This window comes from Nitrospira sp. (assembly GCA_024998565.1).
Classification (GTDB): Bacteria; Nitrospirota; Nitrospiria; order Nitrospirales; family Nitrospiraceae; genus Nitrospira_A.
In genome coordinates this window covers 461,760-487,001 of sequence record JACOEM010000001.1, presented here as the reverse complement: position 1 = coordinate 487,001, position 25,242 = coordinate 461,760, and the positions used below count along the sequence as shown (strand labels likewise).

Annotated in this window: 31 protein-coding genes; 9 read left to right on the top strand and 22 right to left on the bottom strand. The window is 60.5% G+C overall.

From position 1 onward, the window contains the following. Positions 1-12 precede the first annotated feature (12 nt). The 4 genes from H8K11_02515 to H8K11_02500 form a co-directional block, all read right to left on the bottom strand. Entirely contained in the window at positions 13-459 is a 447-nt protein-coding gene (locus tag H8K11_02515; protein MCS6262604.1) for a hypothetical protein, read from the bottom strand. 28 nt (positions 460-487) lie between these two features. After that, entirely contained in the window at positions 488-703 is a 216-nt protein-coding gene (locus H8K11_02510; protein ID MCS6262603.1) for a hypothetical protein, read from the bottom strand. 77 nt (positions 704-780) lie between these two features. Further along, on the bottom strand, positions 781-1,464 hold the full coding sequence (locus H8K11_02505; GenBank protein MCS6262602.1) for a tetratricopeptide repeat protein: 684 nt from the start codon (positions 1,462-1,464) through the stop codon (positions 781-783). Further along, on the bottom strand, positions 1,461-2,870 hold the full coding sequence (locus H8K11_02500) for an FAD-dependent oxidoreductase (GenBank protein MCS6262601.1): 1,410 nt from the start codon (positions 2,868-2,870) through the stop codon (positions 1,461-1,463). The genes H8K11_02505 and H8K11_02500 overlap by 4 nt, the downstream gene beginning before the upstream one ends. 52 nt (positions 2,871-2,922) lie before the next feature. Here H8K11_02500 and H8K11_02495 point away from each other — a divergent pair, with 52 nt between their 5' ends. Further along, positions 2,923-3,138, top strand: coding sequence for a DUF1653 domain-containing protein (locus H8K11_02495; GenBank protein ID MCS6262600.1), 216 nt, complete (start codon positions 2,923-2,925; stop codon positions 3,136-3,138). Here the strand turns inward: H8K11_02495 and H8K11_02490 are convergent. The 3 genes from H8K11_02490 to H8K11_02480 all read right to left on the bottom strand — a co-directional run bounded on the left by H8K11_02490 (position 3,118) and on the right by H8K11_02480 (position 4,569). Then, on the bottom strand, positions 3,118-3,672 hold the full coding sequence (locus H8K11_02490) for an MEKHLA domain-containing protein (GenBank protein ID MCS6262599.1): 555 nt from the start codon (positions 3,670-3,672) through the stop codon (positions 3,118-3,120). The genes H8K11_02495 and H8K11_02490 overlap by 21 nt on opposite strands. Positions 3,673-3,682: 10 nt before the next feature. Further along, positions 3,683-4,234: a hypothetical protein gene (locus H8K11_02485; protein ID MCS6262598.1), complete on the bottom strand. Its 552-nt coding sequence runs from the start codon at positions 4,232-4,234 to the stop codon at positions 3,683-3,685. A 101-nt stretch (positions 4,235-4,335) separates the two neighbouring features. Continuing rightward, on the bottom strand, positions 4,336-4,569 hold the full coding sequence (locus H8K11_02480; protein MCS6262597.1) for a hypothetical protein: 234 nt from the start codon (positions 4,567-4,569) through the stop codon (positions 4,336-4,338). 160 nt (positions 4,570-4,729) lie between these two features. Here H8K11_02480 and leuC point away from each other — a divergent pair, with 160 nt between their 5' ends. The 3 genes from leuC to H8K11_02465 all read left to right on the top strand — a co-directional run bounded on the left by leuC (position 4,730) and on the right by H8K11_02465 (position 7,253). After that, positions 4,730-6,133, top strand: coding sequence for a 3-isopropylmalate dehydratase large subunit (leuC, locus tag H8K11_02475; protein ID MCS6262596.1), 1,404 nt, complete (start codon positions 4,730-4,732; stop codon positions 6,131-6,133). Between the two features lie 86 nt (positions 6,134-6,219). After that, complete coding sequence (gene leuD, locus H8K11_02470) at positions 6,220-6,840, top strand: 3-isopropylmalate dehydratase small subunit (GenBank protein MCS6262595.1); 621 nt, start codon at positions 6,220-6,222, stop codon at positions 6,838-6,840. A 62-nt stretch (positions 6,841-6,902) separates the two neighbouring features. Further along, positions 6,903-7,253: a hypothetical protein gene (locus H8K11_02465; protein ID MCS6262594.1), complete on the top strand. Its 351-nt coding sequence runs from the start codon at positions 6,903-6,905 to the stop codon at positions 7,251-7,253. Positions 7,254-7,273: 20 nt separating this feature from the next. On the opposite strand, the gene corA is transcribed toward H8K11_02465, so the two are convergent. Beyond that, positions 7,274-8,338, bottom strand: coding sequence for a magnesium/cobalt transporter CorA (gene corA, locus H8K11_02460; GenBank protein ID MCS6262593.1), 1,065 nt, complete (start codon positions 8,336-8,338; stop codon positions 7,274-7,276). Between the two features lie 136 nt (positions 8,339-8,474). Here corA and H8K11_02455 point away from each other — a divergent pair, with 136 nt between their 5' ends. Both H8K11_02455 and H8K11_02450 read left to right on the top strand, forming a co-directional pair. Continuing rightward, positions 8,475-9,293 carry a 3'(2'),5'-bisphosphate nucleotidase CysQ gene (locus H8K11_02455; protein MCS6262592.1) on the top strand — a complete coding sequence of 273 codons (819 nt, stop codon included), beginning with the start codon at positions 8,475-8,477 and terminating at the stop codon, positions 9,291-9,293. 65 nt (positions 9,294-9,358) lie between these two features. Further along, positions 9,359-10,228: an NAD(P)-dependent oxidoreductase gene (locus H8K11_02450; protein ID MCS6262591.1), complete on the top strand. Its 870-nt coding sequence runs from the start codon at positions 9,359-9,361 to the stop codon at positions 10,226-10,228. 9 nt (positions 10,229-10,237) lie between these two features. On the opposite strand, the gene H8K11_02445 is transcribed toward H8K11_02450, so the two are convergent. From H8K11_02445 to msrA, 7 genes are all read right to left on the bottom strand, one after another. Continuing rightward, entirely contained in the window at positions 10,238-10,723 is a 486-nt protein-coding gene (locus H8K11_02445) for a hypothetical protein (GenBank protein ID MCS6262590.1), read from the bottom strand. 443 nt (positions 10,724-11,166) lie between these two features. Beyond that, a complete protein-coding gene (locus H8K11_02440; GenBank protein ID MCS6262589.1) occupies positions 11,167-12,321 on the bottom strand; it encodes a pyridoxal phosphate-dependent aminotransferase in 1,155 nt (384 codons plus the stop codon). Positions 12,322-12,480: 159 nt separating this feature from the next. Further along, a complete protein-coding gene (locus tag H8K11_02435; GenBank protein MCS6262588.1) occupies positions 12,481-13,098 on the bottom strand; it encodes a lytic transglycosylase domain-containing protein in 618 nt (205 codons plus the stop codon). 39 nt (positions 13,099-13,137) lie between these two features. After that, entirely contained in the window at positions 13,138-13,524 is a 387-nt protein-coding gene (locus tag H8K11_02430) for a hypothetical protein (GenBank protein MCS6262587.1), read from the bottom strand. A 150-nt stretch (positions 13,525-13,674) separates the two neighbouring features. Then, a complete protein-coding gene (locus H8K11_02425; GenBank protein MCS6262586.1) occupies positions 13,675-14,115 on the bottom strand; it encodes a hypothetical protein in 441 nt (146 codons plus the stop codon). Next, on the bottom strand, positions 14,112-14,558 hold the full coding sequence (locus H8K11_02420; GenBank protein MCS6262585.1) for a CoA-binding protein: 447 nt from the start codon (positions 14,556-14,558) through the stop codon (positions 14,112-14,114). The genes H8K11_02425 and H8K11_02420 overlap by 4 nt, the downstream gene beginning before the upstream one ends. Beyond that, positions 14,555-15,178 carry a peptide-methionine (S)-S-oxide reductase MsrA gene (msrA, locus tag H8K11_02415; protein MCS6262584.1) on the bottom strand — a complete coding sequence of 208 codons (624 nt, stop codon included), beginning with the start codon at positions 15,176-15,178 and terminating at the stop codon, positions 14,555-14,557. Before msrA ends, H8K11_02420 begins: the two co-directional genes overlap by 4 nt. A gap of 201 nt (positions 15,179-15,379) precedes the next feature. On the opposite strand from msrA, the gene H8K11_02410 reads away from it, so the two are divergent. Continuing rightward, on the top strand, positions 15,380-15,853 hold the full coding sequence (locus H8K11_02410) for an LEA type 2 family protein (GenBank protein ID MCS6262583.1): 474 nt from the start codon (positions 15,380-15,382) through the stop codon (positions 15,851-15,853). 431 nt (positions 15,854-16,284) lie between these two features. Here H8K11_02410 and H8K11_02405 read toward each other — a convergent pair whose 3' ends face one another. The 6 genes from H8K11_02405 to H8K11_02380 all read right to left on the bottom strand — a co-directional run bounded on the left by H8K11_02405 (position 16,285) and on the right by H8K11_02380 (position 23,367). Continuing rightward, positions 16,285-16,818, bottom strand: a complete 534-nt coding sequence (locus H8K11_02405; protein MCS6262582.1) for an LOG family protein — start codon at positions 16,816-16,818, stop codon at positions 16,285-16,287. A gap of 2 nt (positions 16,819-16,820) precedes the next feature. Then, positions 16,821-17,642 carry a methyltransferase domain-containing protein gene (locus H8K11_02400; protein ID MCS6262581.1) on the bottom strand — a complete coding sequence of 274 codons (822 nt, stop codon included), beginning with the start codon at positions 17,640-17,642 and terminating at the stop codon, positions 16,821-16,823. A gap of 56 nt (positions 17,643-17,698) precedes the next feature. Then, positions 17,699-19,333 carry a hypothetical protein gene (locus H8K11_02395; protein MCS6262580.1) on the bottom strand — a complete coding sequence of 545 codons (1,635 nt, stop codon included), beginning with the start codon at positions 19,331-19,333 and terminating at the stop codon, positions 17,699-17,701. Between the two features lie 395 nt (positions 19,334-19,728). Next, on the bottom strand, positions 19,729-20,436 hold the full coding sequence (locus tag H8K11_02390; GenBank protein ID MCS6262579.1) for a hypothetical protein: 708 nt from the start codon (positions 20,434-20,436) through the stop codon (positions 19,729-19,731). A 124-nt stretch (positions 20,437-20,560) separates the two neighbouring features. Continuing rightward, complete coding sequence (locus H8K11_02385; protein MCS6262578.1) at positions 20,561-21,907, bottom strand: TldD/PmbA family protein; 1,347 nt, start codon at positions 21,905-21,907, stop codon at positions 20,561-20,563. Continuing rightward, positions 21,904-23,367: a TldD/PmbA family protein gene (locus tag H8K11_02380; protein MCS6262577.1), complete on the bottom strand. Its 1,464-nt coding sequence runs from the start codon at positions 23,365-23,367 to the stop codon at positions 21,904-21,906. The genes H8K11_02385 and H8K11_02380 overlap by 4 nt, the downstream gene beginning before the upstream one ends. 114 nt (positions 23,368-23,481) lie before the next feature. Between H8K11_02380 and H8K11_02375 the strand changes: the two genes are divergently transcribed. Then, positions 23,482-23,793 carry a transcriptional regulator gene (locus H8K11_02375; GenBank protein MCS6262576.1) on the top strand — a complete coding sequence of 104 codons (312 nt, stop codon included), beginning with the start codon at positions 23,482-23,484 and terminating at the stop codon, positions 23,791-23,793. 116 nt (positions 23,794-23,909) lie between these two features. Continuing rightward, positions 23,910-24,134 carry a hypothetical protein gene (locus tag H8K11_02370; protein ID MCS6262575.1) on the top strand — a complete coding sequence of 75 codons (225 nt, stop codon included), beginning with the start codon at positions 23,910-23,912 and terminating at the stop codon, positions 24,132-24,134. 164 nt (positions 24,135-24,298) lie between these two features. Here H8K11_02370 and H8K11_02365 read toward each other — a convergent pair whose 3' ends face one another. Beyond that, a complete protein-coding gene (locus H8K11_02365) occupies positions 24,299-25,111 on the bottom strand; it encodes a DUF1295 domain-containing protein (protein ID MCS6262574.1) in 813 nt (270 codons plus the stop codon). Positions 25,112-25,242: the final 131 nt, after the last annotated feature.

Genomic DNA, 25,242 nt, shown 5'->3' with positions numbered 1-25,242 from the left:
CGTGGGTCCGCCTTATTGGGATGCGTTCTCATCCTCACTGGCGCGAGGAACACATTCTTCCCGTTTCCAGTCTTTCAGCAGCTTGGCCTCATCAAACGACAGCGTATATCGATAACAATAGAGCGGCTCCCGGTAGGGTTCGTCATTACCGGCCAGGCTTTTTCCGAAGGGCGAGGGCGATGGTGGGGCTTTGGTTTTCTTGCCGGCCGTCAGACTCCCAGGATCCCAGGGATGCACTTCTCGATCCCCCATGGGTACGCGATAGGTCCAGACTGTGTCACCACCCAGCACCGGTGTCTTCGCGGTACTTGGAGGACCGAATTTATCTGCAATATCGTCCTGCGTGAGCTTCTTCACTCCCTTATCCAAATACCGGTCACGCCAAGGCCCGCCGCAACCGGATAGCACCACGACACAGAAAAGGAGCAGGAGAGTACTCCATCGACCAGGGCACACCATCGTCTTCTCCGTCTCGCGTCTCAACTGGCTACCGTTCCGAATCACGCTGCTCCCGAACCCGCCGGATGGAGCAATACATCGCATAGCCCTGCGCCATCATCCCGGTGACAAGCAGCCCTAATGCAGTTTGAAGCCACATGCTGTTGGGGAATTCCAACCCGTAAATACCAAGCATGAAGCCCCCGGCAATGAAGACAATGCCCATGCCGCGCGCAATCAATGCATTGGTTCGCCAATCAGACATCGTTCGTCCTCGAGCCCTTACGAATCTGTACGCTACACCGGCGCATCCCACCGGTTCAACTCTGCACCTCTCCGTCATCACGATTTCGATTTTGACCGAATCGCCCCTGCCCTCCGCTCGAGCCCCTCCGCCTCTGCAACCCGACCTACCTTGCGCAACGCACTCGCATAGTCCTCAAGATTTTTGGCCACATCCGGATGGTCAGGCCCCAAATGCTTCTCCCGCACCGCCAACGCCCGCGCAAATAACGCCCCTGCTTGCTCCCCGTCGCCTTGCGCCAGATACATCGCGGCCAAATTACTCAGGGCCAGCGCCACCTCCGGATGGTCCGGCCCCAGGAGCTTCTCCTTGATCGAGAGCGCCCGCATCAGGAGGCGCTGCGCATCGGCATATTGTCCGTGCTTGCGATGCAACACGCCAAGGTTATTCAACATGGCTGCCACATCGAGATGGGTCTCACCGTGCACATCTTGGTAAATCTTGAGCGCTTCCAGATACACCGGCTCAGCCTCGACGAATTTCCCCTGCGCGCTGTAGGCTTGGGCCAAATGGGCCAAGGTCACCGCGACCCGCCGGTCATGCAGACCGAATTCTTCCGCCTTAGACACGGCGGCCGCGAAAATTTTTTCGGCCTGCTCATACTGCCCTCGCTGCAAGGCCGATTCGCCTGCCTGCATCGCAGCCTCCCACGTCTGTTGCCCGCAGGCCAGGGTCACCAGCAGCAGAAGGGCCGACGCACCGGCGGCAACGGTTCGTGTCATGCTCTCCCCATCTGCTCGACAATGGACTCCGCCGGATACGTCACGATCTCCGCGAGCGTCGGATGATAGTGGGGAATGCGCAGCAGGTCCTGTGCGGTGCCGTGAAAATACATCACCGCGATCAACTCATGGATCAATTCCCCCGCCTCCGGCCCCACAATCTGAGCGCCCAGCAAGGCACCGTCGTCCGGACGACAGAGCAGCTTCACAAAGCCATGCGCGGCGCCCATACACATGGCCTTTCCATGGTCGGCAAACGGATAGGACGCCGTCAGATACGGAATCGCCTTTTCGCGGCACTGCCGTTCACTCATTCCCGCGACCGCAACCTGCGGTTCGGTGAACACAACTTCGGCATCCAGCCGGTGGTCGATCACACGTGCCGGCTCATTCGGATGCGTCGCGTTAAACGCGGCCGTTTCACCTTGTTGTATGGCCAGGTGCACAATAGGAGTGAGGTCATTGACGTCACCCACAGCAAAGATGTGCGGCTGAGAAGTCCGCATATCGCCGCCGACTACCAGACGACCGTCGATGACTTGCACACCAGCCGCCTCCGGATTGAGCCCGTTCAGGTTGGGACGACGCCCGAGGGCTTGAAAAATGACTTCGGCAGAGCAAGCGTGCGTGATCCCCCCCTGCACAAAATGCACGGTCTTCTTGGACGGGGTTGAGGTCACACGTTGAAACGACACGCCGGTCATCACCTCGATCCCTTCATCCCGAAAGGCCGCCGCCAGGGCCTGACCGATGTCTTCATCCATATCGGACAACAAGGTCGTGCCACGCTGTAACATGGTGACCTTCGTGCCGATTCGGGCAAAAAATTGCGCGAACTCGACGGCGACCAGGCCACCTCCCAACACCAGGAGCGACGCCGGTTGGCGGCGAACATCAAGCATCTCATCGCTGGTCAGGTAGCCGGCCTCGTCCAACCCCGGAATGGCCACCTCAGCCGCACTCGACCCGGTGGCAATGACGAATGCCCCACCTCGAATTCGAACAGCTCCGGCACGAAGTTCGTGAGGCGAGAGGAACTCGGCGCGTGATTCATACAAGGTAAACCGCGGGTCTCGCAGCGCGTCGATGCGGTAGTCGGCGAACTCCTGAACCAATCGGTTCTTGCGATCGACGATGGCCGACAGATCGGCCTGAACGGTGACCGGCGCAATCCCGAACTCGCGCGCGCGCTTCATCAGCGCCATGATTTCAGCCGACCGTAGAATCGTTTTGGTCGGCATGCAACCCCGCAGGATGCACAGCCCCCCGAGCGGGCCCTGATCCACGATGGCCACATCGGCGCCGGCGTCGCGAGCCGTTCGCGCGGCGGCATACCCGGCCGACCCACCGCCGATCACCACGACATCATGCCGCCGTTCAGGTATGTGAAAGAGTTGTGATGACATTCCCGGTCCGATAGACTGTCCCGCTGACACGAACCCGCAAGGATACACCATGATGAAACCTGGTCGCTATCGTCACTACAAAGGGAAGGACTATGAGGTGTTGGGCGTCGCTCGGCACTCTGAAACCGAGGAGGAGTATGTCGTGTATCGACAGCTCTATGGGGCAGGCGGACTGTGGATCAGGCCGCTGGGGATGTTTCTCGAATCGGTGACCATCGGCGAGACCGTCGTCCCTCGATTCCGACGGTTAGAGGAAGGTCCAGCGTGAGAAGGTCGCGGCCTGCCCCTGACGACGCCCGGCTCGGTCGACCACGCTCCACACAATCGCGCGTTCGATCAGAAACCGTCGTCCGCTGTTCGAAATTCTGACCCCGCGGTAATTATCCACATACCCCTGCACGCGGGCCCGTTCAAGCATCCACTCTCGCTCGGCACGATTTACGGGTTCAGCCGTCAGGCGGGATGGCGTCTGCAGGAGCTGCTCCCACGTCATCTCCCACAAGGTCAGCGCCAGATGCGACCCGTAATTCAGGATCGGATCTTCCTGCGCACCGTGCGAGACCACCACAAAAGGCGCCATGAACAATGCATGGGCCTGCTCCTCAGGCCCGCCGGTCCGTGGCATCAAGTCCCGCCCGACCCAGTGGCGATAACTGTTCAATAGCAGCTGGGACCATTCGACGACCGACGGCTGACTCCACACTTGATTCGGATCGTCCATGGCCCCCTCGGCGGAATAGGTCGATGCGTTGTCCCCGACGCATGACGAACGTGCCGGTAGTAGCACGCCTCCCCGCTCCATGCCAAGCGGGTTATGCGGCGCGTTTTCTCAAATGACGGACAAACAACCCCTGCCCGTGGCTTCCCATCAAGGTCATCACCAGATCGCCGCGTTGCAGCATGGGTTGATCTCCCATGCCCTCGGGATCTTCCGTAATCACCTTGCAGGTCCAGGTTTCCACCGTCTCATCATGCGCCTTTGACTTGAGGACGACGCGGCCTTTTCGTTCGACTCGATAGGTCATGTCCAATGGCACCGCCTCAAACAGCTGGTCCGGATCGCCGGAGAGCGGCTGGAGCGAGTGGGCCGATTTGGCACCACCCCGCTGCGAGTATTGAAACGCTTGGTGAGGAAACAGATACGGGGCCTGCGGGTTTCGGAACCGATACGAGGAATCGAAGGCAACCAGTTGCCAATTTCCGAGCACATCGTCTGACGCGCAGGCCCGGGAAAACTGCCCGTGACCGGCTAGCCCGGTTCGCGTCAGCGACTTTGCCACAGCATGGTCCTTCGCCTCGGCCGGACACCAACCAGCCACACCCAGGCAACCCGCGAACAGGAATACCCCGAGCCATCGTGCCATACGATCCTCCGTTTCAAGAATGATCTCTCCAGACCCATGCCCGGAGCTTGCCTGAAGACAAGCCTGGCTGAGGTTCGGAGATTGTCAGACACTCAACGAAATTAGGGTTCTTTTCGTACGTCTGCCGCCGGGGACGGAGCGGGAAGCGCTTTGGGAGCGCGCGGCAGCACACGATACTCGATCAACCGGCAAGTACAGAACGAAACCTGCCGCCATTCGGCGGTAATTTTCACGATCGCCGATCCGCAGATCGTGCAGCCCAGCGCCCGGGGATCGCGTTTGATCGTCCAGCGGGGAATCGTGATGCGTTCGGCGTCGACCGGTTCCTGTTCCATGCAGACTGTATCGGTCCCCGGTTTTAAAATCTAAAGAGGCAATTTCTTCCGACCCCCCTTTGCCCTTGATGCCATAGGCCTGCTCGCATATATAATAGGCCCGCACCGCTGCTGCGCCTTCAATCACTGGCAACGGGGCGGGTCTACAAGGAGTATCGCCATGGCTGCACAGACATTATTCGACAAAATCTGGAACGACCACGTGGTTCGGGCGGAACCGGACGGGACCACGTTGCTCTATATCGACCGCCACTTAGTGCATGAAGTGACCTCACCGCAGGCCTTCGAAGGGTTGGCCGTGGCCGGCCGGACCCCGCGCAGACCGGGCGCCGCGCTGGCCGTCCCCGACCACAACGTCCCCACGACCGACCGCCGCGTGGCCATCGCCGACCCGATCAGCGCCAAACAGATTCAGACACTGGACGATAACTGCAAGACGTTCGGCATCACGATGTTCGGCATGAACGACATCCGGCAGGGTGTGGTGCACGTCATCGGCCCTGAGCAAGGGTTCACACTGCCGGGCATGACGATCGTGTGCGGCGATTCTCACACCTCGACCCATGGAGCCTTCGGCGCGCTGGCGTTCGGCATCGGCACCAGCGAGGTCGAACATGTCCTGGCGACGCAATGCCTGGTTCAGAAACGCCCTAAGACCATGGAAGTCCGCGTCGACGGGCAACTGTCGCCCCGCTGCTCCGCCAAGGATGTCATTCTGGCCATTATCGGAAAAATCGGCACGGCCGGCGGAACGGGATACGTAATTGAGTACACCGGGTCGGCCATTCGCGCGCTCAGCATGGAAGGCCGTATGACCCTCTGCAACATGTCGATCGAGGGCGGAGCCCGCGCCGGCATGGTGGCACCGGACGAAACCACTTTTGCCTATATTAAAGGCCGCCCGATGGCTCCGAAGGGTGCCCTCTGGGATCAGGCCGTGACGGCCTGGCGGCAACTCGCCACCGATCCCGGTGCGAAGTATGACGCCGTCGTAGAGTTGCGAGCCGAAACGATCGCTCCGCAAGTTACTTGGGGTACCAGCCCGGGGATGGTCACCGGCGTGGACGGGAACGTTCCCGACCCTCGCACTATGGGGGACGACAAACTCCGCCAGGCGACGGAACGGGCCCTTGAGTACATGGCGTTGCTGCCCGGCATGCCGATCCGCGACATCAAGATCGACAAGGTATTCATCGGATCCTGTACCAATTCCAGGATTGAAGACCTCCGCCTGGCCGCCTCCTTCGCCAAGGGGAAAAAAGTCGCCAGCACCGTGCATGCCATGGTGGTCCCCGGATCGGGACTCGTGAAGCAGCAGGCGGAACAAGAAGGCCTGGATCGTATCTTCAAGGAATCGGGATTCGAATGGCGGGAAGCGGGCTGCAGCATGTGCCTGGCGATGAACGCCGACGTTCTGCAACCCGGGGAACGATGCGCATCAACCAGCAACCGGAACTTCGAAGGGCGTCAGGGAGCCGGCGGACGAACTCATCTGGTATCGCCGGCAATGGCCGTGGCCGCCGCCGTCGAAGGACATTTCGTCGATATCCGTCACTGGTCGTAAGCCAGGACGCATTCTGGAACTGCCAGCGGCGCGATTGAGTCGATGCCCGTCAGGCACGAAGCCGAAGAGGACACACGAGGACATCTATGGACGCATTCACAACACTCACCGGACTGGTCGCTCCCTTGGACCGGCTCAATGTCGATACCGATCAGATCATTCCGAAACAGTTTTTGAAGACCATCAAGCGGACGGGCCTGCGCGAAGGACTGTTCTACGATTGGCGGCGGCTGAAGGATGGCTCGCAGGATCCCGCCTTCTTCCTGAACCAGCCTCGTTATCAGAAGGCCACGATTCTACTGGCGCGGGATAACTTCGGCTGCGGATCGTCGCGTGAACATGCACCTTGGGCGTTGCTCGATCAAGGGTTCCGTTGCGTCCTCGCCCCCAGCTTCGCGGACATCTTCTACAACAACTGCTTTCAAAACGGCATTCTCCCGGTGGTGCTGAAGGGGTCAGAAATCCAAGCCCTGTTCGAAGGCGTGACGGCCCGTGAAGGCTATCAGCTGACGGTGGACCTGGCGGCGCAGCAGGTCACGACGCCGGACGGCGCGACCTACCATTTCGAGATCGATCCGTTTCGAAAAGATTGCCTGTATCGAGGATTGGACGCGATCGGCCTCACGCTCCAACATGCCGGTCGGATCACGGAATACGAGCAACGCCGCCGCACACAAGCCCCCTGGCTGTTTCAAGACGTACGCTAACCGTCGGGAAAGGAGCGCTCCCCATGACGTGGTGGGAAACCATTCTGTTTCCGGTAGCCTGGCTGTGGAGACCGAAACTTCTCTTCACGTTGCTCTTTTTCGGCGGGGCCGCCTATCTCCTGATCATCTTCAACTGGAGTTATTCAGACGGAGACCGCGTAGGTTATCTCCAGAAGCTTTCTCGGAAAGGGTGGATTTGCAAGACCCAGGAAGGCGAACTCGCCATGACGACTGTGCCCGGCGTCGCACCGGTATTATGGAGTTTCAGCGTGTGGGATGATGCCGTGGCCAAGAAACTCGACGGGCAGATGGGAAAACGAGTGGTCCTCCATTATAAGGAATTCCGCTATATCCCCACCACCTGCTTCGGAGAGACCGCCTACTTTGTGGATCGCGCTGAAGTCTTGGATTGACGGCCCCATTCTGCACACCATCACAGCCACTTCTTTTGCTTGAAAAAATACAGCATGGCCAGCCCGGTTGCGGCCATGACGCCGAGTACGGCTGGATATCCCCAGGGCGATTTTAATTCCGGCATGTGCTCGAAATTCATCCCGTAGATGCTGGCGATAAAGCTGAGCGGCATGAAAATAGTCGTGATGATCGTCAACACTTTCATGACGCCGTTCAAGCGATAGCTCACGCTGGAGAGATACACTTCCATCATGGACGACACCATTTCGCGCAAGGTCTCGATCGTATCGCCGATCTGAATGATGTGGTCATAGACATCGCGGAAAAACACCTTCGTCGAACCCTGCAGAAATTGGCCGTCCGAACGCGACAAATTGTTCATCACATCCCGGAGCGGCCAGACGGAGCGACGCAGAAACAGCAGTTGCCGCTTGAGGCCGTGGATATCGCGCAATGTCTCCGGACCGGGGTTCGTGACGCACAGATCCTGGAGCGCTTCAATTCTTTCTCCCAGCGTCTCCAGAATGACGAAATACCGGTCCACAATCGAGTCCATCAGGGCGTACAAGAGATAATCCGCGCCGGCATGACGTAACCGGCCTTTCCCGTTCCGCAGCCGTTCCTTCACACCTTGAAAGACATCCCCGCCGTTCTCTTGAAACGACAGGAGAAAGTTCTCACCGAATACCAGGCTGACCTGCTCGACATTGATATCGCCCTCCCGGTCCCCTTCGTACAGCATCTTGAGCACCACATATCCGTACGAGCCGTAGTCGTCGAGTTTCGGACGTTGGTCGGTATTCGCGATATCTTCCAGCAGCAAGGGATGGAGGCCGAACATTTTCCCGAAACTCTCCAGCACCTCCATCTTGTGGATGCCGCCGACGTCCACCCATCGGACCGTCGGCTCCCCCGTCATCGCGATCTCGTCCGGTTTCGACACCGTTCGCTCTTGAAACTGTCCCTCGCCGTATTCGTACACCGAGATCGTGACCGTCTCGGACTTTTTTTCGCCGATATGGACCAGCGTGCCGGGCGGCAACCCCGCTTTGCGGGAATGTTTGTGCTTCAACTTCATCGTCATTCCAGCTTGTACGCGGAACCGGAGGGAGGGTCAAGAGCGGAAGCGGTGCCCGCCACTCCGGGCTTTGCTCCCGAGCCAAGACCTGGTACGGTGAAGACATGCAGCCATCACCCTTCTCTGCGAACCGGGAGCCCCTGTGACGATGGATCATGAACTCAGCATCTTGTCGGAAGCCATGAGGCGGGCCGGGCGTGAAGCCCTTCGAATGGCGGCCACCGGATTCGACACCTACACCAAGCCGGATCAGTCACCCGTCACCTCTGCCGACCTGGCGGTCAATCAGATCCTTCGGGACCATTTGTCGGCGGCATTTCCGGAGGATGGCTGGTTGTCGGAGGAAACCGAGGACAACCACAATCGCCTGACCAGATCACGGGTCTGGATCGTCGATCCGATCGATGGAACGCGCTCATTCGTGCGAGGCCTGCCGGAATTCTCCCTCTCAGTGGCGCTCGTTGAGCAGGGCATGCCGGCCGTTGCAGCCATCTTCAATCCCGCGACCGGTGAATTCTTCTCGGCCATTCGCGGCCAGGGCATCCGCGTTGAGCGCCAGGCAGAAGCCGGCCAGGCTCCGTTCACCCCGCCGGAGCGCCCACTCGCGCTCGTGAATCCATGGGAACTCCGGGTCGGCCGCTTTCAGGCCCTGGAGCCCCATCTCCATTGCCGTCCGATCGGATCTATTGCTTACGCCCTCGCCCTGGTCGCAGCCGGACAGGCCGATGCCGTCGTGACGCTGGAAGGGGGCAATGAGTGGGACATCGCCGCCGGCGTCCTGTTGATCGAAGAAAGCGGAGGGCGCGCCACCACGGCCGCAGGCCATCCGTTTACGTTCAACCGCGCCGATCCCAGGGTGAAGGGCACCTTGGCCATCGGCACAGACCTGACCACACCGACGCGCACACACCTCATTCAACTCAGTGCCGCAAGTAGAGACCTTCGCGCCCCTCTCCCTTGACCCTTTCAACCGCGGCCGCTTCTCTGTACGATGACCGTCTCGCATACAGGATGGAGGTTTTCCATATGAATGTGGCCTTGCTAGGCACAGGGTTGCTGGGGCAGGCGGTGGCCGAACGGCTGCATGCCACCGGTCATCACCTGTCGGCCTATAATCGTACCCCTGAAAAGACCCTGTCGCTGCGGCAACAGGGTCTTCACATCGCCTCGACTGCGGTAGAAGCCATCGCCGCTGCAGAGGTGGTCATCCTCCTGTTGGCAGACGCGGCGGCTATCCGTGCCGTGCTGCTCGATCCCTCCACCAGCCAGGCGCTCGGCGGACGCACCATCATTCAGATGGGCACGATCGGCCCGTCGGAAAGTTGCTCGATCGGAGAAGAGATCGAGCGCCTCGGCGGACAGTACTTGGAAGCGCCGGTGCTGGGAAGTATCGCCGAAGCCAAATCGGGCGCCCTGCTGATCATGGTCGGTGCGACTCCGGAGCGTTATGCCGCATGGGCACCGCTCCTGCAGGCCCTCAGTTCGGACGTGCGCCTGATCGGCCCGGTCGGAAAAGCCGCCGTGATGAAGCTGGCGCTGAATCAGCTCATTGCCGCAGAAACGGCAGCGTTCGCCCTCAGTCTGGGACTCATCCGCCGTGGCGGGGTCGATGTGGAGAATTTTATGGCGGTGTTACGCAAGAGTGCGCTGTATGCACCGACGTTCGATAAGAAGTTGCCTCGACTGGCGGAACGCAACTATGCCCGGCCGAACTTTTCGACCCGCCACCTGCTGAAAGATGTGGAGTTGACCCTCGCCGCCGCAGACAGCGCCCAGCTCTCTCCCGGCGGACTTCCGGGCGTCCGATCACTGCTCATCGACACGATTGCCCTGGGGCTGGGAGATGTGGACTACTCAGCGCTCTATGAACGGGTGGACCCCGTTGCCGGCACGTGACTCTGGTCTCTACTGGGAGGCGCGCGCGCCGGGCACAGGCTGGTTCTCGACGATCGATTGCACCTTCATCACGTGGAACGTTCCACCGGCCTTGGTCGGCGCGGCATCACTCTCGATGCGTGTGTACCACCAACGACCTTCGCCTTCCAAGTAGTCTGGCGACAGGGTGATCTCGAATCCGCCTTCCCGATCGTTTTCCCGTTGAGCCCAGGCCCCGGCCCAACGGTGATCGGAGAGGACATCCGTCCGAAACCGTCCATCCTTAAAGTCATACGAACCGTTGCCGAATTGATCCAATCTCAACGGCACCACCATCCCGCTTTCCTCATATTCCCATTCGCCTGCAAGGACCGCATGTTCAGCCCGATGGAGGGAAATTTCCCCCGACACAGGCTCCGCCCAGGAAGCCTCCTGTGGCCGTGGCGCATGACTACAGGCCTGCAACACCAGCGCACCGAAGCAGATCGACAAGAACGACAGACGGTTCAACTTCATCGTGTGAATCCCTAGTGTTTCCGTACGCACTCTTCTTCTTGTGTTTCTTCGAAACTATTTATTTACCACGCATACCCGCCTGTCTCAAGCATCATGTGAATTGTGGCTCATTTCAACCAGTTGCACCGATTGTCTCATATTGCGCCACCAGCCGGCCGCGCAACCATTTCGAGGCCAGCGGGTGAGCCCGCGAGAACGTCACGCCTCACCCGGCCGCCTCCTATCCAGGGCCGATTCCTCACCCTGAATCGTCTCAATCGACAGGGCGTCAGTGTGTGGAAATTGATCGGGCTGTATCGCTGGATAGCTCGAAAAAAGGCCACCCGGGGGCGATGACGAGAACCGCGTCCTGGCAGACGCGGTCACGCTGAAACGGGCCCGGCTAACCAGCGGCAGTGTCGGGCGAGAACGTCGCTGACGGCCTTTTACCGGATCCTGCTAGCTTATGACCTGAATCGTTCGATCGCCTGACTGGCTCGCTCCAGATCTGTGTCGGTCTTCGCCATACAAAATCGCATAAACCGACTCCCGTCCGGCCCTTCAAAAAACGCTTCGCCCGGCACGCCTGCCACCCCTGTCTTGTCCAACAGATACAGCGCGCGCTCGCGACTCGTCTTTCCCGGTAGCCGGGAGACATCCGCCAGCACGTAATACGCGCCCTGCGGCACGGCAGGGGGCAGTCCCGCTTTGGCCAACGCGTCGCAGAATCGATCGCGCTTTTCCTGATGCTCCTTCGTCAGGTCGCTGTAAAACGACGGGCCGAGCGCACGAATCCCCGCGGCAACACCATGCTGCAGCGGGGTTGGCGCGCAGACATACAACACATCACTCATCGCGCCGATGGCCTTCGCCCACGTGGCCTCCGCCACGCTATAGCCGATGCGCCAACCGGTGATACTGAACGTTTTCGAGTAACCCCCGATGGTAATGGTGCGGTCGGCCATCCCGGGGAGAGACGCCATGCTCACGTGCTCCCGCCCATCGAACACGAAATATTCATAAATTTCGTCCGTGATCACCATCACGTCATGGCGGCAGGCCGTCTCCGCAATCTGTTCCAACTCCCGTCGTGTAAAGACCTTTCCGGAAGGGTTTCCCGGAGTGTTCACGACGATCGCCTTGGTCCTGGACGTGATCGCCTGCTCCAGGCCTTTGAAATCCACCGTCCAGTCCGGCGGTCGCATCGGCACACAGCGGGGCACGGCCTCGACCGCAACGATCGCCTGAATGTGGTAGGCGTAGAAGGGCTCAAAGAGAATCACTTCGTCGCCGGGATTCAGCAACGCCATGCAGGTGGCCTGAAACGATCCGGTGGCGCCGGCGCTCACCGTAATATTGACGTCCGGGTCCGCCGTGATTCGATTGTATGCGGCGAGTTTGTCGGCGATAGCCTGCCGCAATTCCAGAATGCCGTCAAAGCGTGAATAGATGTTGTGCCCTTGGGCCATCGCCTGTTGCGCGCCCTGCACCACGACCGGAGGAACGGGGGTATCGCACACGCCCTGAGACATATTGATTCCGTTCACCTTGGCACAAGCGAGGGTCATGGCACGGATATCCGACTGAGCCAAACGAGCAGTCCGATCGCTTTTCTTCATCACTATCCTCAAAAATCGTGGTCTGGTTTCCACCGGCTTAGCGGCCGGAGGCCGTCGCGTCGCGATTGCGCGAGTCAGAATCCCGTACCCGTTCCTAGCGGAAAATGCAACCGACGCCGCATGCCTGCAGCGGGCCAGCTGTCAATGCACAGACCGGCTTCATTCACGCACCCGAGGAGAAGCCAGGAATACCTCGCCGCCTGATTCCCGCGCCCTGGATTGCGAAGCCGTCTGATGAGCCTCCGCGCGGAATCGATGGTAATGACCCAGCACGCGTTCGACATAGAGCTGCGTCGCGGGAAGCGCCGGCGTGCCGAGCGTCTGCCTGACTCGCGTCTCACCGACATGATACGCAGCCAGCGCCAACGAAAGGTCCCCGTCGAACCGGTTCAAGAGCCGGCGAAGCAGCGCCGCACCCGCATGGATATTGTCTTTCGGATCGAACGGATCCAGCACATGGAGCGCCGCCGCGGTCAGTGGCATGAGCTGCATCAACCCGATGGCCCCTTTCGACGACACGGCTTCCGAATTGAAATTCGATTCGACCTTGATCACGGCCCGCAGGAGGGCGGGGTCGAGCCCGTACTGCGCGGCAGAGCGGGCAATCAGCGAGGTGATCGATTCGGACGCGCGAGAAAACGGAACGTCCCGCATGCCGGGATCGATCGCGACCCGGCTCACCGGAGGCATCATCACCACCAGGCACCCTGCCACCACAAATGGGCAGAGCACGCGGGCGACACGCTCCCAACGGGAATTCCATTCCGGCTCTTGCATGATCGTGCGAGGACTAGAGCGGCGTGGGCCTGGCTCGTCCTACCGGGCCTCCTCATCGAGGCTTCTGATGAGCACGGCTCGGCCCTGCCGATCGAACCAGGATTGGATACGATCGCCCACATGAGCCGGTCGATCGATCCTCGTGTTTTGATCATGGGGGATACGATATTCCTGCCCGCGAACATCGCGGACCAGATACGCTCCGCCTTCCACGGCTTGCACCTGACCGACCAATGACCCGCCGGGCTGGTCACCGACCGTGGCTGCAACCGGAATTTGCGCTCCGAGCGTTCCCGTCACGATGCCCATGCCAAGATTTTCTTGCGGAGAGGGTGCCTGCAGGGCCGACTGTGTACAGCCCATCACGAAGAACCCCATGGGAAGCGCGAACAACAAACGACCGCACACCGTGAGCAAGGGCATCATGGCTGTAACCTCCAGGAATGAATGGTATGGAAGCCGGTGCAAGAAAGGCGCGGCGCACCGTCATGTCACTATTCCATGGAGGGACGGAATGCTCAAGAAAATGACAGAAATCGGCCCTGAGGGAAATCGATGGCAGGTGAGGGAACGAGGTTACCGCGAAACGGGACGCGACACAGTGATGTGACGTTGGCGATGCCACAGGTAGAACGAATAGAGCGTCGCCGCCAGCACGAAACTCATCATCAGCATCAGACAAAACACCGCGAAAGCGCCACCCGTGGCATTGTGATAGCTCCCGTAGATCACGTGCAACGGCTGGTCGGTGAAGGGACTGAAGTGGGCCAACCATACAAACACCAATCCTCCGCATCCGACGATGGCCCAGAACAGGGGCCCGACACCCCCTCTGCGGGACAGCCGTACTCCCATTCCAATCACGAGGTAGATGGCGGCAACGACGAGCACAACACCAACCGATTGCCCGTCAAGCGGCCAGTGGAAGTCTCCCCGCATGATGTGGTCGATCGTATGCACCCCATTCAGCCAGGCAATAACCAGGATCAGGCGGAGCAGGGAACGATCCACAGTCATGCGTTCGCCGACCTGACATCCGGGCCGTGCTCGCTGACGCAACGCATATGCTCCTTCAGCCAGCAACGATCCATCACCACCTGCAGTCCGGCCCGGCGGGCACGCTCAGCCGCCGCCTCGTCGATCACACCCTCCTGGAGCCAGACCGCCTTGGCCTTGATAAGGATGGCTTCATCGACGACCGCGCCCGCCTCTTCAGATCGTCTGAAAATATTCACCATATCGACCGGACCGGGCACAGCAGAGAGGGCCGGATAAGCCCGCTCCCCCAACACGTCCGACTCTCGCGGATTGACCGGAACCACCACCTTGCCCTGCTGCTGCATGTAGGCAGCCACGCGGTAGGACGGTCGTGCCGGATTCGACGACAATCCCACCACGGCAATCGTCCGGCATTCGCGGATCAGTCGAGCGAGCCACGCTTGCGAACCCTCACCTGTCATGGAGCCCCCCAGAGATCTTCCAGTCGCTGCGCCCGCCCGCAGTTATATTTGTAGAATTTGTACCGGACCGGATTCTTTTTATAAAAATCCTGGTGATAGTCCTCGGCCGGATAAAACGTCGACGCCAGGGTGAGTTCCGTAACAATCCTCCCTGGGAGCCGCCCGGATTGCTCGATGGCGCCTTTTGACTCCTCCGCCAGGTGCTTCTCCTCGTCGCCCTGGTAAAAGATCACCGCGCGGTATTGGCTGCCATGGTCGCAAAACTGTGCGTTCGGCGTGACCGGGTCCACATTGTGCCAAAAGGCGTCGAGCAAGGCGGTGTAACTGACCTTGGCTGGATCGTAGACCACCTCCACCGACTCGGCATGACCCGTTCCACCGGCAGAGACCTGCTCATAGCTGGGGTGTTCGACCCGCCCGCCCATATATCCGCTGGTCACCGATATGACGCCCGGCACTTTCTCGAACACTTCCTCCATGCACCAGAAACACCCTCCGGCAAAATAGGCTTTCGCCGGACCGGCAGGACCCGCGGCCTGCCCGACCGAAGCCAGTGAACCTGCCAGCACCATCGCCAGAACCAGCCACGTATACATGCCTCGGCGTATCACGATATTCATAGAATAAGTCCTCCCTGCAACTGACCCGGCTCCTCGCTGCTCATCTTACCAAAGCACTCATCCCGCTGCGATTGCAGTGCCGGTGATTTTTCCGGGCGGCGCCTCAGAGCGATGCGAGAACGCCGCAGGCGGCCTTTTTCCACATCCAGCTGTTATCTACGAGCGTCGCAATCGAACGGATGTTTCTATATGATAGGCGGGATGAAACGACTGATTTTCTGTGCGGGATTGATAGCGGCGCTGATGCTTTCCGGATGCGCCTCCTGGTTCATGAAAGGGGAGGCACCGGAAGTCCTGGTGACCAACGTCACGCCGCTCGAGGCAAGTGCCTTCGAACAGCGACTTCAGGTGGATCTTCGTATTCGGAACCCCAATGATTTCGATCTCGCCGTCACCGGCATCGACTTCCGGCTCGATCTGAATGATAACCGGTTGGTCCGTGGGCTCGGTAATAAGGAACTGGTCGTCCCCAGGCTGAGCGATTCCGTCACATCGGTCGAAACAAGTACCTCGACCTTACAGGTCGTCCGCCAGCTACTATCCTTCTCCGGCGACCAGCCGCTCACCTACCACGTCACAGGTGTGCTGTATACCAAGGACGGCCGCCTCCCCTTCGACAGTTCCGGTGTGCTGCTGGAAAAAGGCGCGCTATCCGGATCTCCCGCTGCTCCCTAAAAGGCTGCCCCCTTCCGTCGTCGTTCGTGAAGCGTCGTCCGTCTCTCGTCCGGAGAAATGAGCGTATGGCGAATAGCTCATAGCGTATAGTCCGACAGAGAGAGTGAAAGTCTTTGCAGCCGGCGATACGCCATCAGCCATACGCTCTTCTCCCCGACGGATACGCTTCATGTAGCCCGTCGCGAGGCGTTTGAGCCCGAAGCCCGCCGGGGCTGCTCGCAAGTGAGGCCGACGCAGGTGTACGTGCGGTCCGTCGAGAAGGCCGAACGAGAACGGCCCTGGCGGGCGAGAGAATCGCACGTGTTCACAAGCTGTTCAAAAAGGTCGTCCAGCAAGGCCGCAGCAATGCGAGGAGGCGAGGCGTACCCTTGCGGTACGTTGAGCCTAAGAGCGATGCGAGAACGAAGCTGGCGGGCTTTTTCAACAGCTTGTCAGACTCCGCCCCAGGAGCGCGCCCCCTGCACAAGATCCGGTTGCTGCTGTTCGAACTGCTTCAGCATGAGCCCGATGGCTTCTTCCGGACTGTCCACGGAAGCGATGAGCCGCCCGCCGAGTTTCTTGAAAAATTTCTCCTCGGCCGGCGTGGCCCCGACCAGAATCACCGGCTTTCCCGCCTTGAGCGCAAGCGCCACCTCCGACACGGTGCCGGCCCCCATCAGCCCGCAGACCACCACCACATTGCTGGACATGACGTTGACGTTGTTGCGGGCATTGCCCATTTCGGTGATGATGGCCAGATCGACATACTTGGACACACGTTCACGAGCCGAAGGCAGCACCCCGATCGTCAGGCTGCCGGGAACCTTCTTGGCGCCCTGACAGGCGGCATCCATCACGCCGACGTCACGACCGCCGGTCAGCACCACCCACTCGCGTCGCGCAATCAATTCGCCCAACACGCGAGCATTGTCGACATCTTTTTTCCTGGCCTTGGCCGGCCCCATGACTCCTACAATGTATCGCATGCCTATCCTTGGGTTCGCCCGCCGCATTGCGGCTGCCACCAGCCGGTCACCGCTACCGTCGCGTAATAAATGGCCCAGAAGTCCGGATCGTCGGCAAGCCTCCCATACTGCTCAATATCGGACTCGGTCACTAGCCCTGTCGCCACATACTTCGCTTGAAGCTGCTCGGCAGACAATTTCATCATCTGCGGAATCAGGTCGCCGCCGGCGGATAAATGCCCCTCGTGTTCCACCGTCACCTGGTCCAGGTGGTGGCGCCGGAACAACACGGGCAACTTCGCACCTAACGCATGGTCCATCCCGAGGGACGTGAACATCCGTTCGATCGCATCGCTCACTCGCCCGAATGCCGCCCGCGCCTCGTCCGGTCCGGTCACGGCGCGAGCCGCTTGAAAATCCGGTTCTTCGATCACGACCCAGCCGCCCGGTTTGACGCACCGCAGCATCCGCTCGAACGCCGTCTGATAGTCCGCGATATGAATCATCACATACCGCGCGTGCACCAGATCGAACGCGGCGGGCGGAAGTTCCATGTCACAGATATCCCCTTGCAGGATTTCGATGGTCGAGCTGCCGCTCCCGCGCAGGAACCTCGGGTTCGTGTCGACCGCGACCACCTTGCCGGATGGCCCGACCCGCTGCTCCAACCAACGCACGATGGAGCCGGCGCCCGCCCCCACCTCCAGGCAGTGCCACCCGGTCGTCAACCCGGTGGCTAACATGCGTCGTTGCGTGCTCGGATCGAAGATCCGCTCCAGCATCTGCAACCGTTCCAATTCACGTGCCTCTTGAGTGGCATGAAACACGTAATCCGTCTTCAGCATTTCGTGTCCTTTGTCTGGCACAGCGATGGGCTCCGGGGCCGATCCGGCGCGGAACGCTAAAATCGAGACCCCGTCAATGTCACGTCGGCCTGTCCCCATGCAGCACGAAACCGGGCTTCTTCCTGGGTCGCCTCCTTGTTCTGAGCCCGCAGGCTCTGCATCAGTCCGTACAACGCCCATCCATTCTCGGGGTTGAGGCGCAAGTCTTCCCGGTACACGGCTTCAGCCTCGGTCGGACGTTCCGCCAGCAACAGCACCGCTCCCAGGTTGTGGCGAACCGGCTGAACCCAGAACGGCGGCTCGCTGTAGGGCAACGACGCCTCCAACTGCAGCGCCTCGCGTAAGGCCTGAATTCCCTGCTCGTATTGCCCGCGCCGCGCGGCCATTTCCCCGACCAGGATCCGTTCGGCCACCTTCAACATCGTGCGACTGATCTTGCCTTCCGCCGTCTTGGCGCGAGCGAATGGCTTCATCGCCTTCCGGAGATTCGACAATTCCCCCTCGGCGCTCCCGAATCGTGTCGTCGCGGCAAAGGCCAACCCGCGCGAAAAATGCCACAGACCTGTGGTGAGCCGCAGACTCTTGGACGGCGGCGGATGTCTGATCAGGTCGCCCCACTGGCCGAAGCGGGCCATGGTCAGCAGCACCGTCGGCGCATACCATTCCAGCGACGGCTCCCTGGCAATCTCGTCAGCCGGAACCTTCGCCAGGAGATCCCGCGCGACTTGCAGGGCTTCCGCGCTTCGGCCTTCCATCATCAAGGAGGCGTTCAGGAAATGGAGGTTGTGCGCATAGTATCCCGATGCGTAGTTGCCCTCAAGGGGGTGACGGGACAAATACTCATGATCCACCATCGCGGCGGTCGCATTGCGCTCCGACGCCTCCCGATAACGCCCCAGCCGCATGTAGATATGCGCCGGCATATGCACCAGATGTCCGGCACCCGGCATCAGCGAGGGCAACCGCTTCGCACAGTCGAGCGCGCGCTGAGGGTCGGGTGAAGCTTCGACCGCATGAATGTAATAGTGACAGGCACCCGGATGATCCGGGTGCTGCCGCAGCGCCGCTTCCAAGATGGCCAGGATCTCCTCCGTCCCCGGTTGAGGCCGTCCATCCGCGCGCCAGTAGTCCCAGGGCCGGAGCACCATCATGGCTTCAGCCGCTATGGTCGCGGCATCGGCATCGTCGGGAGCCTCTCGCGCCACCTGACGCATCGCTTTGGCATAGGCTTCGTCCTTCGCCTTGCGGGTGACTGATTTTTTAGCCAAGTAGCGAGCGGCAAGGGCTTCCACGTAGGCTCGCTCCCTGGCGGTGGCCTGCGACAGACGCGCAGTGGCCTTCTGAACCGCCTCCACGGCACGTGGCTCTACCTTGGGATCCATGGCCGCGTTGATGTTCGGCCCCAGGCTCAACGCCACACCCCAATAGGGCATGGGCGCATCGGGATCGAGACGGGAGGCCTCGGTGAAGGCCGTAATCGCCTCCTCGTGATTGAAGGCATAGACCAGCCGGAGCCCTTGATCGAAAAATTTTTGCGCGAGGTCTGAGTTGGTCGTGATCTGATGATGTAGAGAGCCGAGATTCTCGAACAGCGTGACCTCTGCTCGCGCGACTCCACCCGAAACAGGCCACGCCAACCCCGCGACCATCAAGCCGTGAACCAGCGCCCTCGCATACCGCCCCTTTACCATCGCCCCTCTCCTGCTCGGTTCTTCGTATGTCGGACGGACCGCGCCGTCACCCGCGACGACTCCGCCGCCCCACAGAACGGCACAAATTAGCAGTCCCGTCGAGAAGTTGCTAGTCGGAGCATGTCGGCAAGAGAAGATCGGTTGGAATAGCTCGAATGCGGGACGCTCAAAACGGTCGTCCAGCGAGGTCCACGGCGCGAGGAGTAATGAGCGCCACGTCTGTGGACGCCGGCGAGACGGTGACCCGGCCGTGTCTTCGCCGAGGCGTTACGTGCTTACCCGCCTGCCCCGCACCTACCGCGCCAGACTCTTTCCCGCTGGGGTACGTTGAGGTTCTGAACGATGCGAGAACAAAGCTGGCGGTCGTTTTCAGCGTCCTGCTCGATCGGCAGGAATCAGGCGTTGAGGTAGGGAGTCTGGGATGCTTCGGCAGAAGCCTCCCGTCGGTCTCTCGAGGATTTCTTGTCACGGTCACGGTATGGAATCGCGCGTGACGGCACGAGGGAGAGCTCCAGCTCGGCAGGCTGCGCCAGCTCCATGTCCTTGCCCATGTACATCAAGACTTTCTGCTGGGAGGTCACCAGAGCCCGCAAATCTTGCAGCTGCGCCGTCAACTCTTCGACCTGGACCTGTTGAGTCGACACCTGTTCCCGCAATTGATCGACTTCCGCCTGGGTGGACCGGGTATGTTCGATCACCCACTCCTTGAGCTCACGAGCCTGCGCGGTCAACGCGCGTTGCACAAAGCCCGCACGGTCGCGCAACCGGAAAATGAGATCACCGACTGCGCCATCCCACCGACGGGCGGGAACCAGCCCGTGTTCCTCCTGGACCTCATGCTCGATATGACGCGCGACAGGAGCTCCCAGCCATTTCGAGACCCGTTGTCCCAACGGCTGTTCCGTCCGGTCCTCAGAGTTGCCGTACTGGCACCAATCCTCGAACCGCTCGGTCATATCTTCCAGCTTGACGAACACCTTTCCGATCGCCGCGCGCAACGGCGAAGGCGCAAACGGATTCACCGCTCCTTTATCACCCTTGTCGGGAGCGAACGTTAGGAGATGAATCGGTTTTTCGGCTAAGCGCTGCTGTTTACGCTTCATAGGGACACCGGCATCTTATCGGTCGGTACTCGTTCATTCATTACTCTTTCCACTAGTCCGAGTCAATGGCCGGAACAGGTTTTTTGCCCTTCGAAGCCCTCGATTTCCGTCACCCCGAGCAGGCTTAGAATCGAGTGACGCTTGAAAAATTAAAGTCGTGGATCCTCATGGCAGGCACCAGGGCCTTCCCGGTTTCCGACGTGACCGCTTCGACCGGGGCGGTGTAGGTCTCCACCTGGTTGAAGGCTCGCAGGGGGCTCTCGTGAAACCGGAAGTTCCGGACGGCCGAGGTGATCTCCCCGTTTTCAATGAGGAAGGTGCCATCCCGCGTCATGCCGGTGAGTGTCAGGTCGGATGGATTGACGGGGCGGATGTACCAGAAATTCGTCACCAGGATGCCTCGCTGGGTCGTGCGAATCAGGTCATCCACCCTTGTGCCGACGGGACGTTCACCGGAGAGGTAGGGAGACTCCAGCGTCGTCAGCGGATCGATCCCATGTTCCTGCGCGGTATACCGGTCGTGCAACAACTGGTTCAGCACCCCCGCCTCAATCCAACTGGATTCGATGACCGGGAGGCCCTCACTCGTGAATCCGTGGCCGAGCAGGTCGGCATGGGCCGGCTGATTGAACAGGGAGAGGCGTCGGTCGAGGATGCGGGTGTTCAGTTTTCTACTGAACGGACTCGTCCCTTTATAGAAGGATTTCGCGTCCAGCATCCAAATCATCCAGCTCAGCAGCCCTGCGACGGCCGCCGGCTCCAAAATGACCGTGTACCGGCCGGGCGGCAACTCCTGCGGTTCATCCGCTCCTCGTTTGGCCTTGATGATGGCCGCCAGCGTGCGCTCCTGTACATGCAAACGATCGATTGACCGATGAGCCGCCGCCGACCAGCCGGTGGCCTCGCCGGCCTGCACCGTCAGGCTGAACCGGGCCTCGGTACGTTCCTCGTAGGCCCGCAATCCCGTGTCAGCCGCCAGCCCCACGATGGCCGTGCTGGACGACACCGTCCCGGCCGCGTTTAAATTCTCCATCTTGCATTGGCCGATGGCCTCACGCGCATAGTCGAGCCGCCGCGCGGGTCCAGCCGCACTCGTTTCGGGACGCGAGGTCGGCAGCGACAGGTAGGTCTGCGGCCCGACGGGGGGAAGATACTCGGGATCTTCGGGAGAGATGCGGGCGATGCACTCGGCCTGCTTCAAGGTTTCCCGCACCGCGCCGGCGGTGAAATCCGTCGTGCTCGCTGTGCCGTGTTGTCGTCCGAAAGCCACCGTGATCGACAGGGCGCCGCGTCGCTGATTTACATTCTGAATGACCTGATTGTTGGCAAAGCGAGTCGTGCCGCCGTGGACATCGCGCAACGACAGGCAGGTGTGGTCCCCGGTCGAATGACTCATCACCAGATCGGCCAGGAACTCGAATTCCTGCCGTCCCGTCAACTTGGGCCAGGAGGGAGTGATCGACGACGTCATTCGTTGGCCTTCGCTTCTCCGGCAATGACATCCACACGCCTGAACCGGGCATGGGAGGCAGCATGGGTCATCCAGCCCGATTGGCCCGGTTGGCCTTTGCCGCAGGTAATAAATCCATACCGGCGTCGATGACTGCGATCGGCAACGCCGTCACACCGCCCCCAAAACTCCGGGGTAATGCCGTGGTAGATCACGTCCCTCACCATGTGCGTACGGCGACCGTTTTCAATCAGCCAGAACGCATCGCCCCCGAACTGAAAATTGTACCGTCGTTGATCGATACTATAGGAACCGTGACCTTCGATGTAGATCCCCCGCTTCACATCGGTCAGCAGTTCATCGAGGGTCGCCGCGCCCGGCTCCAGTCCGATGTTCGCGATACGCACCATCGGCACGCTCCCCCAGCTATCGGCCCGATTGGAACCACGAGAACGTTCTTCGTTGATACGCGGCGCCACCTCGCGGTTCGTGCAGTATCCGACGAAGAGTCCCTCCCGCACGATGTCCCACTTCTGGCAACTCACGCCATCGTCGTCGTACCCCGTCGCCGCCAGCGTCTGCGGTTCGGTGTTGTCGGCCACCAGATTCACGTGGGACGAGCCATAGCGATAGGTGCCGCGTTTATCCGGCGTCAGAAAACTGGTGCCGGCATAATTCGCCTCGTAGCCGAGCGCGCGATCCAACTCACTGGGATGTCCACAGGACTCATGCATCGTCAACGACAGATGTTCCGGATCGAGTACCAGATCGTATCGCCCGGCCTCGATTACCGGCGCCCGCACCTTTTCCACGGCCTGTTCGGCGATGCGCGCCCCTTCGCGGGCAAAGTCGGTGTCGCGGATCAACTCATACCCCATGCGCAAATGCGGGCTGTTGAACGAACGCGTGGCAAACCGTCCGTCCTGAACCGCCGTCGCGCTGCACTCGCCCTGCACCGCCAGCAGGGTGAACTCAAGATGTGAGCCTTCCGAGGAGGCGAACAGTTTGCGGTCCCGTTGGGCCCAGAAACTGGCCTGGCTTCTGGCGATCCCCGGGTGTCGCTGAATCACATCCATGGTGTTCAGCAGCAACGACGTTTGTTCTTCAAGAGGAACCGCAAAGGGATCCAGTCGACAGGGAGTGACGATACGATCACGATGCACCGGCTCAGGCGCCAGATGCACCTTCGTGATGGCGAGCGAGGCCGATCCTTTGGCAATTTCTACGGCAAGGTCCGCAACACGCGGAATTTCTTCGAGGGAAATGATGGAGCTGGCCGCAAATCCCCAGGCGCCGCGATGCAGCACCCGAATACCAAACCCGCGATCGGTGCCCTCACGAATGTGAGCGATGCGCCGATCTTCACCGGTGATCGTCCGCGTCGTGGTATCGAGCAGACGGATATCCGCATACTCGACCCCGGCCGCGCAGAGGCGAGACAACGCCAGCTCGGCCAACTCGTCCCACGGCGGTCCACTCATAGCAGCATCTCTCGTTGCGGAAGGAAGCTCGGGCAGTCTTGCGTAGTATAACAAGATCGCGGGGGCTGATTCCTGCCTTTTCATCGGCAGGCCGTTCCCCTAAGATACCCGCTGATGTTGTCACCCGGACTGACACCACGACGGCGGATCATCGAGCTGTTGACCGGTACTCTGTTGTCTTCTCACCAACTGGCGCAACTGCTCGGCATGCCGGAACGACAGGTGGAAGACCATATGACGCATATCGTCAAAACCCTGTCTCGCGATCCCGCGCGGACATTCCTGCTTGAACCGTCGGAATGCCAGGAGTGCACGTACGTCTTCCGCGAACGAACGAGACTCACCCGCCCCAGCCGCTGCCCGCGCTGCCGCAGCGAAGCCATCACCTCTCCGCGATACGGCATCCGCGAGCACGAATCCCCCTGACATCGAGTGTCACCTCGACCCTGCCTTCTTGCAACTCCCGGCGTCTTGGGCGACACTACGCACATGTCTCAACTCATCACGACATTGCGCGACACGTCAGCCGAAAGGACCGTCGCATGAACAGAGTCGCCACGTGGATCGTCTCGACTCTTCTGCTGGCACTCTCCGCCTGCGGTCCCGACCAGGCTGCGCAGATGCTCGAGACGGCCCAGTTCGAAGAGCGCCAGACCAACAAGGCCCACGCCAGGGAACTGTACGAAGACATTCTCCGTCATTACCCGGACAGTCCCGCCGCCAAAACGGCGCGTGCACGACTGACTGAACTCACCGACAAACCGTAGCCCCCGTTATATAGTTCTCCTGGAATCGCCGCGAGATGCGTAGAAAGGTCGTCACCTTGGTCCGTCGTTCGTGAAGTGTGGTTCGTCTCTCATCCGGATAGAGGAGCGTATGGTGCAAAGAGAGGGCCATCAGCCATATGCTCTGAGTCCCCGCGAAGTGCCTTTCACGTTTCACGTTTTGCGCTTATCCGGCGCGGAAACCAGGGAAAGAATGCGTTGGTGGTGCGCCGGTACTCCGCATATTCCTCACCACGGCTTGCCATGCTCTGCGCTTCCGTCCAGGGAATGCCGGTGACCTTCAGCAGCGCTACGCCCATGACCATCGGACCGATCAGCGTCAGGCCCCAGCCTCCCGTAGGAATCGCCAGCGCCATCCACACATAACTCCACCAGTGCAGCCATTCGAAGAAGTAGTTGGGATGGCGTGAGTAGCGCCACAGACCGATCCGGCACACACGACCGGTATTCCACGGTTTGCTGCGAAACGCAGCCAGCTGCCGATCGGCCACAGCCTCACCCGTGACCGCCACAGCCCACCAGAGAAATCCAATCAGGTCCCAAAAATGAAACGGCGGATGGGGGTTCTGCATGACCACAAGCGGCGGGAGAGAAAAAAACGCGATGGCGGCAGCCTGGAGCTGGAAATACCAGAACATGCGCGAGGACTCGTGCGCGCCCCATTGATGGCGCAAAGCCCGATATCGCCCATCCTCCTGCTTGCGCCACACCCGGTCGATGAGCACGTGTGTGCCCAGGCGGACGGCATAGAGAGAGATCATCAACGCCACCAGCAAGCGCCTGGCCGGTTCTCCCGCACCGGAGCCTGCGTACCACCACACCACCAGTGCCAGCCCGTAACACCAGCCCACATCGGCGATGGACGCGTTACGTATGCGGCGCTCGATCAACCAGAGCAGGACCATCAAGGCTGCGGAGGCCGCCCAGGCGGTGATGAGGAGGGACAGGGGATCTCGCAGTGTCATGCGATCAGCTACCGGAGGTGGACTGACAACGAATCGTCTTCACCGCACAGAGTCTGCGATTGTACTATGGCGGTCACGCTCAAGACAGGGTCGCAGGAGTCGAATGGCATTCGGGTTCAGAGGCG

Bases quoted from the DNA above. Each gene is read 5' to 3' on its own strand.
- H8K11_02495 (MCS6262600.1), top strand. From the start codon at position 2,923: ATGAAACCTGGTCGCTATCGTCACTACAAAGGGAAGGACTATGAGGTG.
- H8K11_02505 (MCS6262602.1), bottom strand. From the start codon at position 1,464: ATGACACGAACCGTTGCCGCCGGTGCGTCGGCCCTTCTGCTGCTGGTG.
- H8K11_02420 (MCS6262585.1), bottom strand. From the start codon at position 14,558: ATGACAGGTGAGGGTTCGCAAGCGTGGCTCGCTCGACTGATCCGCGAA.
- msrA (MCS6262584.1), bottom strand. From the start codon at position 15,178: ATGAATATCGTGATACGCCGAGGCATGTATACGTGGCTGGTTCTGGCG.
- H8K11_02375 (MCS6262576.1), top strand. From the start codon at position 23,482: ATGTTGTCACCCGGACTGACACCACGACGGCGGATCATCGAGCTGTTG.
- H8K11_02410 (MCS6262583.1), top strand. From the start codon at position 15,380: ATGAAACGACTGATTTTCTGTGCGGGATTGATAGCGGCGCTGATGCTT.
- H8K11_02395 (MCS6262580.1), bottom strand. From the start codon at position 19,333: ATGGTAAAGGGGCGGTATGCGAGGGCGCTGGTTCACGGCTTGATGGTC.
- H8K11_02480 (MCS6262597.1), bottom strand. From the start codon at position 4,569: ATGGAACAGGAACCGGTCGACGCCGAACGCATCACGATTCCCCGCTGG.
- H8K11_02490 (MCS6262599.1), bottom strand. From the start codon at position 3,672: ATGGAGCGGGGAGGCGTGCTACTACCGGCACGTTCGTCATGCGTCGGG.
- corA (MCS6262593.1), bottom strand. From the start codon at position 8,338: ATGACGATGAAGTTGAAGCACAAACATTCCCGCAAAGCGGGGTTGCCG.
- leuD (MCS6262595.1), top strand. From the start codon at position 6,220: ATGGACGCATTCACAACACTCACCGGACTGGTCGCTCCCTTGGACCGG.
- H8K11_02390 (MCS6262579.1), bottom strand. From the start codon at position 20,436: ATGAAGCGTAAACAGCAGCGCTTAGCCGAAAAACCGATTCATCTCCTA.
- H8K11_02430 (MCS6262587.1), bottom strand. From the start codon at position 13,524: ATGATGCCCTTGCTCACGGTGTGCGGTCGTTTGTTGTTCGCGCTTCCC.
- H8K11_02425 (MCS6262586.1), bottom strand. From the start codon at position 14,115: ATGACTGTGGATCGTTCCCTGCTCCGCCTGATCCTGGTTATTGCCTGG.
- H8K11_02380 (MCS6262577.1), bottom strand. From the start codon at position 23,367: ATGAGTGGACCGCCGTGGGACGAGTTGGCCGAGCTGGCGTTGTCTCGC.
- H8K11_02440 (MCS6262589.1), bottom strand. From the start codon at position 12,321: ATGAAGAAAAGCGATCGGACTGCTCGTTTGGCTCAGTCGGATATCCGT.
- H8K11_02510 (MCS6262603.1), bottom strand. From the start codon at position 703: ATGTCTGATTGGCGAACCAATGCATTGATTGCGCGCGGCATGGGCATT.
- H8K11_02450 (MCS6262591.1), top strand. From the start codon at position 9,359: ATGAATGTGGCCTTGCTAGGCACAGGGTTGCTGGGGCAGGCGGTGGCC.
- H8K11_02370 (MCS6262575.1), top strand. From the start codon at position 23,910: ATGAACAGAGTCGCCACGTGGATCGTCTCGACTCTTCTGCTGGCACTC.
- H8K11_02515 (MCS6262604.1), bottom strand. From the start codon at position 459: ATGGTGTGCCCTGGTCGATGGAGTACTCTCCTGCTCCTTTTCTGTGTC.
- H8K11_02385 (MCS6262578.1), bottom strand. From the start codon at position 21,907: ATGACGTCGTCGATCACTCCCTCCTGGCCCAAGTTGACGGGACGGCAG.
- H8K11_02485 (MCS6262598.1), bottom strand. From the start codon at position 4,234: ATGGCACGATGGCTCGGGGTATTCCTGTTCGCGGGTTGCCTGGGTGTG.
- H8K11_02405 (MCS6262582.1), bottom strand. From the start codon at position 16,818: ATGCGATACATTGTAGGAGTCATGGGGCCGGCCAAGGCCAGGAAAAAA.
- H8K11_02500 (MCS6262601.1), bottom strand. From the start codon at position 2,870: ATGTCATCACAACTCTTTCACATACCTGAACGGCGGCATGATGTCGTG.
- H8K11_02400 (MCS6262581.1), bottom strand. From the start codon at position 17,642: ATGCTGAAGACGGATTACGTGTTTCATGCCACTCAAGAGGCACGTGAA.
- H8K11_02435 (MCS6262588.1), bottom strand. From the start codon at position 13,098: ATGCAAGAGCCGGAATGGAATTCCCGTTGGGAGCGTGTCGCCCGCGTG.
- H8K11_02445 (MCS6262590.1), bottom strand. From the start codon at position 10,723: ATGAAGTTGAACCGTCTGTCGTTCTTGTCGATCTGCTTCGGTGCGCTG.
- leuC (MCS6262596.1), top strand. From the start codon at position 4,730: ATGGCTGCACAGACATTATTCGACAAAATCTGGAACGACCACGTGGTT.